General features: G+C 48.0%; 13 protein-coding genes. All 13 read left to right on the forward strand.

Going from position 1 to position 15,189, the window contains the following annotated elements; all coding sequences use genetic code 11:
* Nucleotide 1 precedes the first annotated feature (1 nt).
* The 13 genes from QNH46_RS08660 to QNH46_RS08720 all read left to right on the forward strand — a co-directional run bounded on the left by QNH46_RS08660 (nucleotide 2) and on the right by QNH46_RS08720 (nucleotide 15,173).
* Nucleotides 2-823 carry an ABC transporter permease gene (locus QNH46_RS08660; RefSeq protein WP_283927741.1) on the forward strand — a complete coding sequence of 274 codons (822 nt, stop codon included), beginning with the start codon at nucleotides 2-4 and terminating at the stop codon, nucleotides 821-823.
* Nucleotides 816-1,556: an ABC transporter ATP-binding protein gene (locus tag QNH46_RS08665; protein WP_283927742.1), complete on the forward strand. Its 741-nt coding sequence runs from the start codon at nucleotides 816-818 to the stop codon at nucleotides 1,554-1,556. Before QNH46_RS08660 ends, QNH46_RS08665 begins: the two co-directional genes overlap by 8 nt.
* The gene (locus QNH46_RS08670; protein ID WP_283927743.1) at nucleotides 1,553-2,116 is read left to right on the forward strand and encodes a redoxin domain-containing protein; all 564 of its coding nucleotides are present in this window, start codon (nucleotides 1,553-1,555) and stop codon (nucleotides 2,114-2,116) included. Before QNH46_RS08665 ends, QNH46_RS08670 begins: the two co-directional genes overlap by 4 nt.
* Nucleotides 2,117-2,132: 16 nt before the next feature.
* Nucleotides 2,133-2,993 (forward strand): sensor histidine kinase, encoded by an 861-nt coding sequence (locus tag QNH46_RS08675; RefSeq protein WP_283927744.1) that lies wholly within the window; start codon nucleotides 2,133-2,135, stop codon nucleotides 2,991-2,993.
* A gap of 97 nt (nucleotides 2,994-3,090) precedes the next feature.
* A complete protein-coding gene (locus QNH46_RS08680) occupies nucleotides 3,091-3,882 on the forward strand; it encodes an EamA family transporter (protein WP_283927745.1) in 792 nt (263 codons plus the stop codon).
* Nucleotides 3,883-4,029: 147 nt separating this feature from the next.
* Nucleotides 4,030-4,899: a hypothetical protein gene (locus QNH46_RS08685; RefSeq protein WP_283927746.1), complete on the forward strand. Its 870-nt coding sequence runs from the start codon at nucleotides 4,030-4,032 to the stop codon at nucleotides 4,897-4,899.
* A gap of 178 nt (nucleotides 4,900-5,077) precedes the next feature.
* On the forward strand, nucleotides 5,078-5,926 hold the full coding sequence (gene licT / locus QNH46_RS08690) for a BglG family transcription antiterminator LicT (protein ID WP_283927747.1): 849 nt from the start codon (nucleotides 5,078-5,080) through the stop codon (nucleotides 5,924-5,926).
* Nucleotides 5,927-6,136: 210 nt separating this feature from the next.
* Nucleotides 6,137-8,011, forward strand: coding sequence for a beta-glucoside-specific PTS transporter subunit IIABC (locus tag QNH46_RS08695; RefSeq protein WP_283927748.1), 1,875 nt, complete (start codon nucleotides 6,137-6,139; stop codon nucleotides 8,009-8,011).
* Between the two features lie 28 nt (nucleotides 8,012-8,039).
* The gene (locus QNH46_RS08700; protein WP_283927749.1) at nucleotides 8,040-9,497 is read left to right on the forward strand and encodes a glycoside hydrolase family 1 protein; all 1,458 of its coding nucleotides are present in this window, start codon (nucleotides 8,040-8,042) and stop codon (nucleotides 9,495-9,497) included.
* A 91-nt stretch (nucleotides 9,498-9,588) separates the two neighbouring features.
* Nucleotides 9,589-11,874: a carboxylesterase/lipase family protein gene (locus tag QNH46_RS08705; RefSeq protein ID WP_283927750.1), complete on the forward strand. Its 2,286-nt coding sequence runs from the start codon at nucleotides 9,589-9,591 to the stop codon at nucleotides 11,872-11,874.
* Nucleotides 11,875-12,242: 368 nt separating this feature from the next.
* Nucleotides 12,243-14,123: a methyl-accepting chemotaxis protein gene (locus QNH46_RS08710; RefSeq protein WP_283927751.1), complete on the forward strand. Its 1,881-nt coding sequence runs from the start codon at nucleotides 12,243-12,245 to the stop codon at nucleotides 14,121-14,123.
* A 261-nt stretch (nucleotides 14,124-14,384) separates the two neighbouring features.
* Nucleotides 14,385-14,681 carry a hypothetical protein gene (locus QNH46_RS08715; protein WP_283927752.1) on the forward strand — a complete coding sequence of 99 codons (297 nt, stop codon included), beginning with the start codon at nucleotides 14,385-14,387 and terminating at the stop codon, nucleotides 14,679-14,681.
* A 30-nt stretch (nucleotides 14,682-14,711) separates the two neighbouring features.
* Entirely contained in the window at nucleotides 14,712-15,173 is a 462-nt protein-coding gene (locus QNH46_RS08720) for a FixH family protein (RefSeq protein WP_283927753.1), read from the forward strand.
* Nucleotides 15,174-15,189: the final 16 nt, after the last annotated feature.

Below are 15,189 nucleotides of genomic sequence, written 5' to 3' on the forward strand. Positions count from 1 at the left end.
GATGACCGATATGCTTCAAGTGGCAAAAAGAGAAATCAAAATCGGGCTCCGCAATCCGTGGGCCTATTCTTTTCTCATTTTATTTTCCGTATTCAGCGTAAGCCTGCTGCTCGTCAATTCCCAGAACGCCATTACCGGCTATTCTGCAATCACCGGCTCGATGCTCAGCCTGATACTGTATTTGCTGCCGCTGATGACGCTGTTTCTCGGCTCGTTCTCCCTGACGGGGGAGAAGGAGGAGGGGAGCTGGCAGCTGCTGTCGACGTATCCGCTTGGCACCATGCCTTTCATTATTGGCAAATATGTAGGGTTGTCCGTCGTTCTGCTGACGATCGTCTCATTCGGCTATGGCTTGATGGGCATTATTTCGGTAGCAGCGGGCAAAGCTTTTGAGTTGACGACTTACTTGCTGTTTCTAGCGTTCTCCTGCGGTTTGGTGCTGCTCTTCTTAGCGGTTGCCTTATTGATCGGTTCCCTGTCCAAAAATCGCTGGCAGGCGTTGACGTTCTCCGTCATGATCTGGTTTTTTACCGTGATCGGCTGGACGACGATATTGATTGCTGTGCTGGGGCTGCTGCCTTATCTCTGGATCAAGCCTGTTCTCATCGCGTTAACGTTTCTTAACCCGGCGGAGCTGGTGCGCCTGTTTGTCGTCATCAAGCTGGGCGGGGGTTCTGTGCTCGGCCCGGAGTATTACGAGTGGGTAACCTGGATTCATCAGCCCGGCGGCAGCCTCCTGTTTTTAACAGTATGCCTGGCATGGATCGGCATCTTCATAGCGGCAGTATATTGGATTTGGGAAAGGGGGCGATCTCGTGGCTGAACCGTTCGTACAGGTCGTTGGCGTAGACAAAATCATCAAAAAGCAAAAGCTCGTGGAGAATATCAACCTGCGCATCGAGGCGGGCAGCATCGTTGGCCTGTGCGGCGGAAACGGCGCGGGCAAAAGCACGGTTCTGCGAATGATTGCCGGCATTATGCAGCCGACGGCTGGTGAAATTACCGTAAATCAGCATCAGTGGAAAAAGGACAGGAAGCAATTTTCGCAGCAGATCGGCTATATGCCGGATGATTTTCAGTTTTCGCCCGGCCTGACGGCAGCGGAGGCGCTGTCCTTCTGGGCCGCCCTTCGTAAAGTTCCAGCGAGCCGGGTTGATGAAGTGCTGGAGATCGTGGGCCTGCAGGACAAGCGCGGCAAGCAGTTGCATACCTTCTCCAAAGGCATGCGGCAGCGCGTCCTGTTCGCCCAGGCGATGCTGGGCAAGCCGCCGCTGCTCATTATGGATGAGCCGACGAACGGGCTTGATCCGTACTGGATGAATGAATTCGTCCGGTTGTTGCAAATGATCCGAAGTGAAGGCCATACCGTGCTGTTTTCCACGCACCAGCTGGAAATTGCTGAGGAGGTTGCGGATTATGTGGTTTTCTTGAACAGCGGCCGAAATTACGGGGAGGGTACGGTGGAGCATTTCCGCGAGCAATACGGCGCTTACCCGCTGCACGCAGCGTTTCAACAGAGCTTGGGAATTCATTCTACAGCAGGTGATTCGAAATGAGCCAAACAGTAAGCAAAGGATGGCGTTTAAGCTCCGTAATTACCCTATTGTTGGGTTTGTTTGCGATAGGAGCGATCGTGTGGATCATTGTATCGCCCGATAAGGACGAGGCTAGACCGCAGAAGTCAAGGCTGGCCATCGGGGAAGAAGCTCCGGACTTTGAAGTGACGAATACCCATGGGAACAAGGTGGCACTGTCCGACTATAAAGGCAAAGTGGTGGTGCTCAACTTCTGGGCTTCCTGGTGCGAGCCCTGCGTGAAGGAGATGCCGCTGATCAATGAAGTATATCAATCAAATCGCTCGGATGTGGCTGCCTTATTCGTGAATGCGGGCGAATCGAAAGGCACGGTCAATGAATTTTTGACTGCGCATCAGTTTGAGTTTCCGGTCATGATCGACGTTACCGGCAAAGTGTCGGGACTGTACGGAATCGTCGGCCTGCCGGTTACTTTCATTATGGATAAGAACGGGAATCTTCACCAATCCATCGTTGGCGAAATTACAAGCCGCGAACAGCTTCAGGCCTATATTCAGTCCGCAGCTGCAGCAGGTGATTAAAGGAGAGGAATATTCCGTGACTTATAAACAAATCAAATGGATGATTCTGTTCATACCGACGATTACCGTGGGGATATGGGAGTATGTCCGTCATCAGTTCCTGCTCCCCTACATCTCTATGGATTTAGGCAATTGGCTGACTCCGGTTCTGGTATACCTTGTAAGCGTGACTTTGCTGAACAGGCTGTTTCATATGCTGGAGAGAATTCAGCAGGAGCTTCAGACGGAACGGACCGCCAATGCGGCGCTGGAAGCGAGAGAACACCTGGCCAAGGAGCTGCATGACGGCATTGCCCAGTCGGTATTCTTGTTATCTGTCAAGGTCGACCGACTGGAATTTACGTCAGATCAGGCCAAATACGACAAGGATATTTTTCAAATCCGCAAGACGGTGCATGAGGTGAACCGTTATGTGCGCCAGGCGATCGCCAATCTTAGGTATGCCGCTACAGAGGAAACGATGGTGCTGCAAAAGGAAACATTAAGTGAGAAGGTCAAGCAAATCGCCGAGGAGGTACTCGTTCCGATTGAGGTTGAGTGGAGTATTCCTGACGAGTTGCTGACCCCCAAAGAAAAGGTGGAGCTTCTGGCCAGTATCCGGGAAGCCGTTGTGAATATCCAGAAGCATGCCCAGGCTACAAAGGGATGGATCAAGGGGGAACTAGCCGTCAACCGGGTCGGATGGAATGCCCAGATTATAGATAACGGCATAGGCTTCAAGGGAGATCTGAATCAATTGGGAGACAGCTATGGCCTGCTCATCATGCAGGAAAGAGCGAAAGAAATGAACTGGGAATTCCGGATTTTCTCGGAAAATGGGTATTCGGTGGTGGAGCTTAGGCATCTAGAAGCAAACATGGATAGACAGCCCGGATAGGGCTGTTTGTTATTTCGCTGTGAAAATACTTTATAAGGCACGCTTCCATCGTACACAATATTAAAGTTGCTATTTACATCAAGGGGGAACAAATATTATGAACATGAGGACAATATTGTTTGGCTGGGGATTTTTACTCATCCTTATGTTATTGTTTTCACGTGTTCGGGTTGGATGGCGACATGTCAAACAGCTGCTGCTTGCGGGAATTCCGATGATTTCAACGAGCATTTTATATGGATATGCGGTAGAGCAGCTGCCTGCTTCACTGGCTGTACTCCTTCTGTTTCAATTCACCTGGATCGGCGTAATTTTGGAAGCGGTGATGCAGCGGAGATTCCCGAGCAAGGGCAAGCTGGTTTCGCTCGTTGTCCTGATCGCAGGCACGCTGCTGGCGGGCGGCGTACTCGAGCAAAGCAGCGGGGGCTGGACGCTGAGCGGCGTGATCTTTGGGCTGCTCTCGGCCGTATCCTTTGCTCTGTATATTTATTTAAGCGGAAATATCGCGACCGACGTTCCGGTGCTGTCCAGAACGTTCGTGATGGTCAGCAGCGCACTTGTGCTAGCGATGATCTTCTTTACGCCGTCTATCTTATTCGACGGATCTATCGTGAACGGACTGTGGAAATACGGCATACCCCTAGGATTGTTGGGCATCATCGTCCCGGTGATCTTTTTTGCCATAGCCATCCCGAAGGTTGGATCGGGGCTTGGAACGATTCTTAGCGCCGCGGAGCTGCCGGCCGCGGTAATTGTGTCCGTAACCGTGCTGCGTGAACATGTTTCGATTTTGCAGTGGATTGGAATTGCCGTCGTGCTTGTCGGCATTGCTATCCCGCAGATGGTCTCGCTGCTCTCGAAATCACATATGAAGCCTGCGGACTCCTAAATATTCTTTGTAAATACTGTATTGAAATCCATATTAATTCAAGTCCCTTATTAAACCGATATATATAGTAGGTGGAGATAAAAACATCATCACAGACTGCTAAGCTGGAAGCATCTCCATAGATATAATCAGGAGGTATAGCAGAGGATGAACATTAACAATGCAGTGTCCGGCACGCAAGCCGGGCAGGCGGCTGCCCCGCGCATTCATCGGGATCGGCATGAAAATACGGAGCGATGGGTAACGGGGAATCTATCGGATTACGTTCAACGCGACTACGTGGAAATCAGCAGCATCGGGCGCGAGCTTGGTGCAGGCGCCATTCAGCACATGGCGGCCAAATACTACGGGACGGCGGATATCAATGCATCCCTAGAGCAAGTCCTAAGCGGCAAAGACCAGAAGGTTAGCAATGCGGTATATAGCGTCATTCAGTCTAACATGATCGTGGACGGTTCTTTGGACGATGCCGCGGAGCGCGATGTGCTCATCGATTTGGGGCTGGCTCAAGCGAAATTTATCGCTGCCCAGTATATGAATGATGAAGAGGCCGAGACTTTTATGGCGGCCATGAACAAGATCGCGGCTATCGCGTTAACGCGGACGGTTGACCCGGAGACGGGGCAGGCCAGCTACGTAACGCCGATCCAAAAGCCGATTGGAGCTCCAGATGACTATGTAAATATTTCAGAGCTTATGAAGTTGGTTGATCCTGAAGCATATAAGAAATATATTGATGAAATTGGCGCCGGCAATCATGGCCTGGACGAATTTATTAAGTTCGCAAAGAAGGTCCCGAGCCACCCCGAATGGATCGAAAAATATAAGGAGTATAACGTTGAAGTACTAGATTATTTGCAAAATTTAAAACGTGAAAACCGTTTTGAACAGGCGGACTATTCGTCCATGGATGTGTTTCAGGAGAGCGTACTGCAAATGCTGGGCGATGCGGCACTGAGCAATGTGGAGCTTTACGCTAACAATATGCAGTACTTTGCATCATTACTTGCTGACTAACAAATATAAAAAAAAGGCTTGTAATCGCTTTTATTTATGCTAAAATAGGAATCATAAAAAGGATTGTGACCGGTAAAGCGGGCAATGCCTAGGTTAATTATATTTCATTCGTACGAATGATATTTGATTAACTTGGGCATTTTTTTATTTCTATAACTAACCTGGAGGCGAGCCACGAATGATCATTGAGAAGGTCCTGAACAACAATGTTCTTCTAACTAAGAACGCAAAAGGCAAAGAGATCATTGTGATGGGAAGGGGCATTTCTTTTAATAAAGTGGCGGGAGATACCGTCGATCAGGAGAAAGTCGACAAAATATTCATGATGAGCACCAATGAGTTGACCGCCAAGCTTACAGAACTGCTCGATGACATCCCGGAATCTCACCTTGAACTGGTAAATGAAATTGTAACCCATGCCAATGAGGTGCTGAAAACGACACTTAGCGATAATATTTACTTGACGTTGACCGATCATATTCATTTTGCGGTTCAGCGGCATGAGAAGGGAATAGCCATTAAGAACGCTATGCTTTTCGAAATTCAGCGTTTCTATAAGAAGGAATTTCAAATCGGATTAGATGCGCTTCAAATTATTGAGCGGAGCACGGGCTATGCTCTCGGGGAAGATGAAGCGGGCTTCATCGCTCTTCACCTTGTGAATTCCCGCATGGACGGCAGTGAAATGAAAGCTACGATGAAAATGACCGAAATCGTCCAAAATATCCTCAATATCGTGACTTATCATTACAACATCGTTCTCGATGATACGTCGTTGAATTACTCAAGATTCCTAACGCATTTGCAGTATTTTGCGATGCGGGTATTGCGGAAGGAAAGTCACAACAGCGGAGAGGACTTTTTGTATAACCAGGTCAAGAAAACGTACGCGAAAGCATTTGAATGTGCGGGCAAGATAAATGATTATTTGCAAAACACTTATGAACAATCCTTAAGTAAGGACGAATATGTGTATCTGACGATTCATATTCAGCGAGTGACGGAACGCAACAGTTTTGAAGAATAGAATAAGATTAGAGAACTATCATTACAGGGTGTTACTGGTCATGCAGGCAAAACCTGAACTGATGGCAAAATGAACGTGATATTTACGTTGGTTCTGCCCTGAGTTCAGGTTTTTCTTTTTACCTAGGTAAAGTAGGGTGAGGTGCTAGCGCATCCTACGGCACCTATTGCTAAAGTTCACATAAATCAATCAAGTAGAGGGGTTTTGGCCATGAGTAATCAGGATTTGTCCAAACAAATCATTCATTACGTTGGTGGGGAATCGAATGTGGTTTCCCTTGTACACTGTGCTACCAGGCTTAGATTTAAGTTAAAGGATCAGACCAAGGCCAATAAGGCCGTTTTGGAAAAAACGCCGGGTGTTATTACGGTTGTCGAGAGCGCTGGTCAGTTTCAAGTTGTTATTGGTAATAATGTAGACCAAGTATACAAGCAAATTATGAAAGAGACGAATCTGGAGGACACCGAGAAAAGCGGTAATGATAAGGAAGGTTCGAGCAGCACCGTACTCGGCAAAGCGATTGACTTGATCTCCGGAATCTTCTCCCCGCTGCTTGGAGCCTTTGCGGGCGCAGGATTGTTGAAAGGACTGCTGGCTCTGTTTGTCGAGCTCGGCTGGATGGATGTCGCGACAGGGACTTACATGATTTTGAACGCTGCTGCAGACAGTACGTTCTATTTCCTGCCGATTCTGCTGGGCTTCACTTCGGCACGTAAATTCCAGGCAAACCCGTTCGTTGCTGTAGCGGTCGCTGGTGCACTCGTCTATCCGACGATGATCGCCGCGTTTAACGAGGGCGCACAAATTGCGTTTTTAGGCATACCGGTTACGTTGGCCAGTTATACATCCAGCGTAATTCCTATCATATTGGCGGTTTGGATTCAATCGTATGTGGAGAAGCTCCTGCGAAAGATCATTCATGAGTCTGTTAGAAACATCTTGGTTCCTCTGTTGGTACTAGTCATTGTTGTGCCGCTGACCTTCATGGTTTTCGGCCCTGTCGGCAACACGATCAGCCAAGCTCTGGCTGCCGGTTATACCTGGATTTATAATTTGAGTCCCTTGATTGCTGGCGTAATTGCCGGAGCATTCTGGCAGGTATTCGTCATCTTCGGCGTACATTGGGGCTTCGTGCCGATTATGCTGAACAATGTTACAACATTAGGCTACGACACGATGCTTCCTATGCTTGCGGCAGCTGTGTTGTCACAGGCAGGTGCTGGTCTAGGCGTATTCTTAAAATCCAGAAACAAGCAGACAAAGGCTTTGGCAGGTTCCACCACGGTTGCGGGTATTTTCGGTATTACGGAGCCTGTAGTTTACGGGATTACACTTAAATTTAAGAAACCGTTCATTTATGCATGTATTTCCGGTGCGGTTGGCGGCGCGATTATTGGGGCTGGCGGGGGCAGGGGTACTGAATTTGCTCTACCGAGTCTGCTGGCAATTCCAACGTATATCGGCACGGGGTTTGGTGCAACAATTACGGGTATGGTGGTAGCATTTGTCCTGGCGGCATTGCTCGTATTAATCCTTGGATTTAAAGATGAAGTTGAAGCAAGCAGCGATGTTCCGAGCGATTCTGCCTCTGGTAACAAAGCTGCAGCAACCGCAGCGGGAAGTCTGGTAGAAAAGGAAATGATCGTTAGCCCGCTAGAGGGCAAGATTCTGCCTCTGGAACAACTGCCTGACGAGGCGTTCGCATCAGGAGCCATGGGCAAAGGAATCGTGATTGAGCCGTCATTTGGAAGACTGACATCGCCTGTCAATGGAACCGTGACGACGGTATTTCCAACCGGACATGCGATTGGCATTACGTCCGATGAAGGAGCCGAATTGCTTATTCATGTGGGGGTAAATACGGTGAAGCTAAAAGGACAGTACTTCGACAAACAGGTGAAGGAAGGCGATCGCGTCAAGCAAGGGGATTTGCTGCTTAGCTTCGATGTGGAGCAGATTAGGGCCGCAGGTTTCGTCACGGCAACTCCGATCATCGTCACGAATTCGGCTAGTTATTTGGACGTGCTGAAAACGGATAATGCCGAAGTGAAGCATGGCGACTATCTTTTAACCGTTGTAATTTAATTTATTCAATTGAAGGAGGCACTTAACAATGACAAAAAGTATGAAGGGTTTTCCGGAGCATTTTCTATGGGGCGGCGCAACGGCGGCCAATCAAATTGAAGGAGCCTATAATGTAGACGGGAAAGGTCTGTCCAGCGCGGACATGGTCGCTTTTGTACCTAAAGAGCAGCGCACCGGTGGACATGCTATTGAAATCACCTCGGAGCAAATAGAGCGCATACTTGCTGGCAAAGTCGAGGCTCGGTTCCCAAAACGGCATGGCATCGATTTCTACCATCGCTATAAAGAAGATATCGCTTTGTTTGCAGAAATGGGCTTTAAGGTGTTCCGCATCTCGATTAATTGGGCACGTATTTTTCCGAACGGGGACGATGCCGAGCCGAATGAAGCAGGGTTGCAGTTCTATGACAACGTATTGGACGAGCTACACAAATACGGGATACAGCCGCTGGTGACGTTGGCTCACTATGAGACGCCGCTTGGCCTAACACAGAAATATAATGGCTGGGCAGGCCGTGAAGTGATCAGCTGCTTTACGAAATATGCGGAGACGGTATTTAGACGTTATAAAGATAAAGTGAAATACTGGCTGACGTTTAACGAAATCAATATGATGCCAATCAGTCCGTTTACGGGCGGCGGGGTTGTGATTGATCGTGTGGAGAACAAGCTGCAGACGATTTATCAGGCACTGCATCATCAATTCGTAGCTAGTGCCCTGGCTACAAAGCTATGCCATGAAATTATTCCGGATGCCCAAATCGGATGTATGCTGGCACGGATGGAAACCTACCCGTACTCCTGTAAACCGGAAGATGTTCTCAAAGCGCAGCATGAGAACCAGATGAACTTGTTCTTCACTGACGTGCATGCCCGGGGAGAATATCCTAGCTACATGGATCGTTTCTTTGAGGAGAATAATATCGTCTTGCACAAAGAGCAGGGTGACGATGAGATTCTTAAACAGTATACCGTTGACTATATCTCTTTTAGCTACTATATGAGTTTGACCGTTTCCGATGAGCCGGAAACAGATAGAGTGGAGGGGAATTTGTTTGGCGGAGTGAAGAACCCTTATCTGCAAGCATCTGACTGGGGCTGGCAAATCGATCCAATCGGTCTTCGTGTAACGTTAAATACGATGTACGATCGTTATAAGAAGCCGCTGTTCATCGTAGAGAATGGTCTAGGAGCTTATGATAAAGTGGAAGAAGATGGATCTATTCAGGACACGTACCGGATCGATTATCTAAGACAGCATATTGCCCAAATGAAAGAAGCGATTAGAGACGGTGTAGATTTGATGGGCTATACAAGCTGGGGGCCGATTGACCTCATCAGTATGTCCACGTCGGAAATGTCCAAACGCTATGGCTTCATTTATGTGGATCAGGACGATGATGGCAATGGGACTCTACAGCGGTCACGTAAAGCTTCCTTCGAGTGGTATAAGAATGTAATAGCTACAAATGGTGAAGAACTCTAGGCAGTCTACGGTGCTAGTTAATAGTAAAGAAATAGAAATTTAAGCTTTGGCATAGGAACAACTTACTTCAGGGATTGACATTGTCATTTGGATGGAATATTCACTAAAGGGAGTGTTTCGTTATATGAAAATAATTAAGCGTACAATAGCAGCAACGGCCATAGTGGGGATGTTAGTATCCTTCTTTCCGGAAAAGGAGCTTATGGCGCAACCAAACTTGCTTAACTCCGCAGTAAATCTAGAAAAGTTGGTGCAATCAGGCTTAATTAAAGGTAGCGGCCAGGGAGTAAATGAGCAATACTGGAATACTGGAGCCACTAAGATCCAGGGCGCTCTCCTGTATCTCCGTTTGATGGGACTCGATCAAGAGGCACTAAGCTATGCGGGCGATATCACCTTTGAGGATGCAAAACAGGCAGGCAAACAGCTTGAGCCGGTGGTGGGTTACCTTAAGAATCATCCTTACCTAGGCTGGATCGGATCCAATGATAATCGCTTTGAGCCGCAAGCTCCACTTACAGCAGAAGAGTATGCCAGAATATTGCTGAAGGCCCTTCGTAATGAAGAAGGCATAGACTACGCAACCGGATCGGCGGTCGCTTTCGCCGTAAAAAATGGGATAACATCTCTAGATGGAGCCAAGAAGTTAACGAATCGTCAAATGGCCGAAGCTGCTGCCCAGGCGCTTCAGAGTAAGCTTAATCATAATAATCTAACTCTCGAAGAGAGCTTGAGACTTACGCAAAATAGTGCGAAATATATGCCGGGCACGCTAAAGCAAACCAAGTATGGCCCGATTCAAGGTAATCTGGAAGCCGCCAGCATGACGTATAGCTGGCTTGGAGTTCCCTACGCCGAGAAGCCTGTCGGCGAACTTCGCTGGAAGGCTCCACAAGAGCCTAGGCCATGGACAGATACACTCAATACGCAACAATTTGCTAACAGCAGTCTGCAACTGGCGGGAGGCAAGACGATTGGCAATGAGGATTCATTATATTTAAATATTTGGCGTCCGGCTACGTCCAGTTCGAATTTGCCCGTTATGGTCTTTCTTCATGGCGGAGGAAATATGACCGGATCCGGCAAAGACTTTATTGGTGATCAATTAGCGCGGAATACCAACAGCATTATTATTACGGTCAACTACAGGCTGGGAGCGCTTGGCTTCTTTAAACATGAAGCACTGGTTACTGGGAATCCACTTGATGATTCGGGCAACTATGGTCTGCTTGACGCTCTCCGTGCCCTTGAGTGGGTGCAGGATAATATCGCGGCATTTGGCGGTGACCCGGAAAATGTCACCTTATCTGGTCAATCTGCAGGAGGTAGAGATGTTCTAGCCCTATTGATATCACCGCTTGGCGAAGGCTTGTTCCAAAGAGCAATTGCCTTTAGTGGCGGGATGACAACATCCGCACCTGAGGACGGTGAAGCCAAGAGCAATGATGTGTTGATCCGCCTCGTGATGGAAGACGGTAAGGCTGCTTCCAAAGAAGCGGCACAAGCCTGGATTGCTCAACAGAAGCAAGAAGATTTAGCTAAATATTTGCGAGAGCAGCCAGCTGACCGGCTCGTGGAACTATTTGGATCTACCGCTATTCGTATGGAGCCGTTTCCTCATCTTTTCCGTGATGGAACAGTCATTCCGAAGGAAGGCTTTCAGGCGATCAAGAAGGGGGATTATAAAAAGATTCCGGTCATGTTGGGAAGCATGGAAACCGAATTCTCGGCTTTTACCTTCAACGATCCTTATTTTTCCCCTGCGGTTAGTGATGGTACTATTTTTACGGATTCAGCAAAGGCGGAGCAGTATACAGCCGCTCTAAAGTACGGAAGCGAGCTGTATGCGGGATTCAATGCTGAAAGAATCGCCGAGGTATTGACGATGCATGCCGACCAGCCTCCTGTATATGCCTATCGATTCGCTTGGGGAATTCAGCCGGGCGTTATTTCGGACAAACTTCGTCAATTAATTGGATCGACGCATGGAGCGGACATGGAGTTTTACACCGGCCATCCTACCGGCATAGCAGCTTATTTTCCAGAAGGCTATTTCAGTAAGGAGAATCAGCCTGGCCGAGATGAACTATCGAAGGCTATGGTTGCTTATTTGAAGTATTTTCTATATAATGGATTACCGAACAGTGGTGGATTATCTTCACAGGTCACATGGACACCATGGAATAGTGAAGTCGGTAAAGCTAAGATTTTGCGGTTGGATGCGAGCAGAACCCATGCAGACATTGAAATGTCAGCAGAATATTTTGAAGGCAAGGAAAAGGTTATGGAGCGGATGAAGGAAGAAATCTCGGAGGAAGCTTTCAAAGTTCTGGCGGACAACATATTGGATGGCCGGTTCTTCTGGGAGTTCGATTAGTCCATTCAATAGTAAGTTAAATGCTAGGCCCCTTTGCTATTTGCGGAGGGGCTGTTGTTATGCATACTTCCTCGATAACCAACCGTCCATATTCAATCACTTCACGTTACATTCACTGTCATAATTTAAAAGAAAGGGGACAAAAATAAGAATTACAGCGAAATTTGTACACGTATAACTTGAGCCTCGTAGGTACAAACATACATACAAAAAAATACTAGAGAGAGAAACAATATTTCGGAAATGGAGTTGCATTAGAGATAGAAGCCATCAGATCATTATTTAGCAAAATTGTCGGTAATTTTAAAGTGAAGTTGTTTATATCCATTGGGATCATACTTCTAATCCCGTCATTAGTAGTTGGTATTTTGGCCACACAGAGCGCTAGAAACGGAATTCAAGAGCAAATTACGCAGAGTGCCACCGAATCTATTAAGCTTGTTGATTCCATGATTAACGATCTCGTTCAGCCGAAACTGCACGATGCCGATATTTTCGCGAAGAAGTTGCAAGGAAACTTGCTTGGGGAGGATGTGTTTGCGGGTACACGATCTTCGTTTGAGCAATATGCTGAACTTCATCCTGAGACAAGCCGTATTTATTATGGAACGAAGGAAGGGAAGTTCCTGATTGTGCCCGATGCGCAAATGAACGACTTCGACCCGCGAGAAAGGCCTTGGTATGAAGAGGCAATGAAAGAGCCGGGAAAAGCTGTAGTGAGTCGTCCGTATATATCCGCTGATGATAATAAGGAAATTACAATTTCGGTATCTATGGCTGCAACAGATGGTTCAGGAGTTTTCGGAATCGACTTGAAGTTGGAAAATATAAGAGAGACCTTCAGCGGGATTAAAGTTGGAAAGGAAGGCTACGCTATACTTTTGGATGGTGAACAGCATTATATCGTTCATCCTGTCCATAACGCCGGAGAGAAAGCTGCAGATTCTGCAGAACAGAAAATGTATGACAGCGATTATGGCGAGTACACTTTTGTCGTCGACGGCGAGCAGAAATATATGACGTATATAACTAATGCGCTGACCGGATGGAAAATTGGGGGTACAATTTATTTATCCGAGATCGATGCAGCCGCGAAGCCCATCATTTATAACACGCTGCTTACCGGAGTTATTTGTCTTCTCGTAGGATTCGTTTTTATATATCTCATGATTCAGTCGATAATTAAGCCGATTCGCAGGTTGAAAGAGCAGGCCGAAAGCGTAAGTGAAGGGGATTTAACCCAGGTCATCCAGGTGAAGTCCAATGACGAAATTGGCGATTTGGCCGCGGCATTTCAAGTCATGCAGCAGAAGCTTCGAAGCTTGATTGGCAAGGTAGGGGAAGGAGCCGAGCAAGTTGCTCGCTCATCCGGCGAACTGACTTCAAGCTCTGAGCAGACCGCAGAAACAAGTCATCATATAGCACAAGCGGTGCAGGAAATAGCCAGCGGAGCCGAGCGTCAAACAATGGGGTTGGAGCAAAATACGTCGGCGCTTGATGAGATCGCGCAGGGAGTGATGCTGATTGCCGAGCGCACGAGCGCCGTTGCCGAATTAGCAAAACACTCATCGGCACAAGCGGAGGAAGGCAGCCGTGCGGTTGAGCAGACAGGCAGCCAAATGGGCTCTATTTATCAAACAGTTGATCAGTCCAGCAGTAAGATCCGCTCGCTGCATGAGCGCACGCGTGAAATCGGCGAGATTACGAAGCTGATTGGGGAAATAGCCGGCCAGACGAATCTGCTGGCCTTGAATGCAGCCATTGAAGCGGCGCGCGCTGGTGAGCACGGCAGCGGCTTTGCGGTTGTGGCTGGCGAGGTACGCAAGCTGGCGGAGCAATCGGCAACGGCCGCATTGCAAATCACGGGGCTCATCGAAGGCATTCAGCAGGATGCCGAGGAATCTGTACAGACGATGACCCAGGTGACGGCAGAGGTCGAAGAAGGGCTCAACATATCTGTCCTCACAATGCAGCGTCTTGAACAGGCTATGGGCGGTATCCGCGAGACGACGCCGCAGATCGCCGAAATTGCCGCGACCGCGCAGCAAATTTCAGCGAGCGTCCAGCAGATTGTGGCGACGGCAAATGAGCTGGCAATGATCGCTACCGGCAATGCCTCAGCCGCGCAGGAGGTTGCCGCATCCTCCGAGGAGCAGCTGGCAGCGATGGAGCAGATCTCCTCGTCCGCGGTTATGCTTGCGGAGATGGCAGCCGAATTGAAGCAGACGATCGGGCATTTCAAATACTAGAACGAACACGGTGGAACATCATGCAAGTGAAGCAAGGATCAAGCTGGCAAATCGGCTGATCCTTGCTTTATTTTTAGAGAATCAGCCGCTACAATGATATTTGTTGCATGATTGCGGCGAAACCCCCTCATATTTCAATAATTCACAGAATGTTAACAACTTGAGGGTTTAATTAGCCCACAATCGTCATCAAAGCCTCATAATTATGAGATATACTGCCTGGTAAGGGAGGGAATAGCTATAAAAAAGACAAGCATTGCCTTGACGCTAGTTGCGCTGATCTTGTTAAGCCTGTTCTTTATCCCGATCAACGTCAAGCCTTCAGGGCAGACGCGAATGATTCTGGATCATACTCTGCATGTATACGTATCGCCGCCTTGCTTCGACGTTGCCCAGGTGACGAACAATATAGCAGAGTCTACACTTAACAGGGCCAGAGAGCTGCAATATGATGCAGATGCTCAATGTACGACGGATTCGCTAATGAGCAAGAAGATGAGTGTGATGGATGCTTTACTAAGCAGTCTTGGCATCATAAAAGGACCATGGAATTGGTAATGATTATGTTAAGAAGGGGTTCAGAACAATATGAAAAGATGGACGATTGCATGTCTCGTGCTTATGATCGTTATTCTCGCAGGATGCTCCTCTGCGGGCAGCCAGACAGGAATGCCGGACGGGATTCCCGAAATTATTGATGTACAAATCCAAAGTGAGCCTGAGAAGCTGAATCCCGGGGAGCCGGCTAGAATTCAAGCCAAGGTTACTCAGGGTGGTGAAGAAGTGACCGATGCCAAATCCGTAACTTTCGAAGTGTGGCTTAGCGGTAGCGATACGCACGAAATGCTGGAGGGCACGCACGCTGGAAATGGAGTCTACAGTATTGACAAAACCTTTGAGCAGGATGGAGTTTACAATGTCATCGCGCACGTGACGGCTCGGGATATGCATAATATGCCGCGGAAGCAGCTTATCGTCGGCGAGGTGACGGAAGACGAAATCGAACAAGCAAAGGATTCGCTCTACGATAAGAGCTCTCATATGGACTAAATATCGATAAGGAGAG

The organism is Paenibacillus woosongensis, assembly GCF_030122845.1.
Lineage (GTDB): Bacteria > Bacillota > Bacilli > Paenibacillales > Paenibacillaceae > Fontibacillus > Fontibacillus woosongensis_A.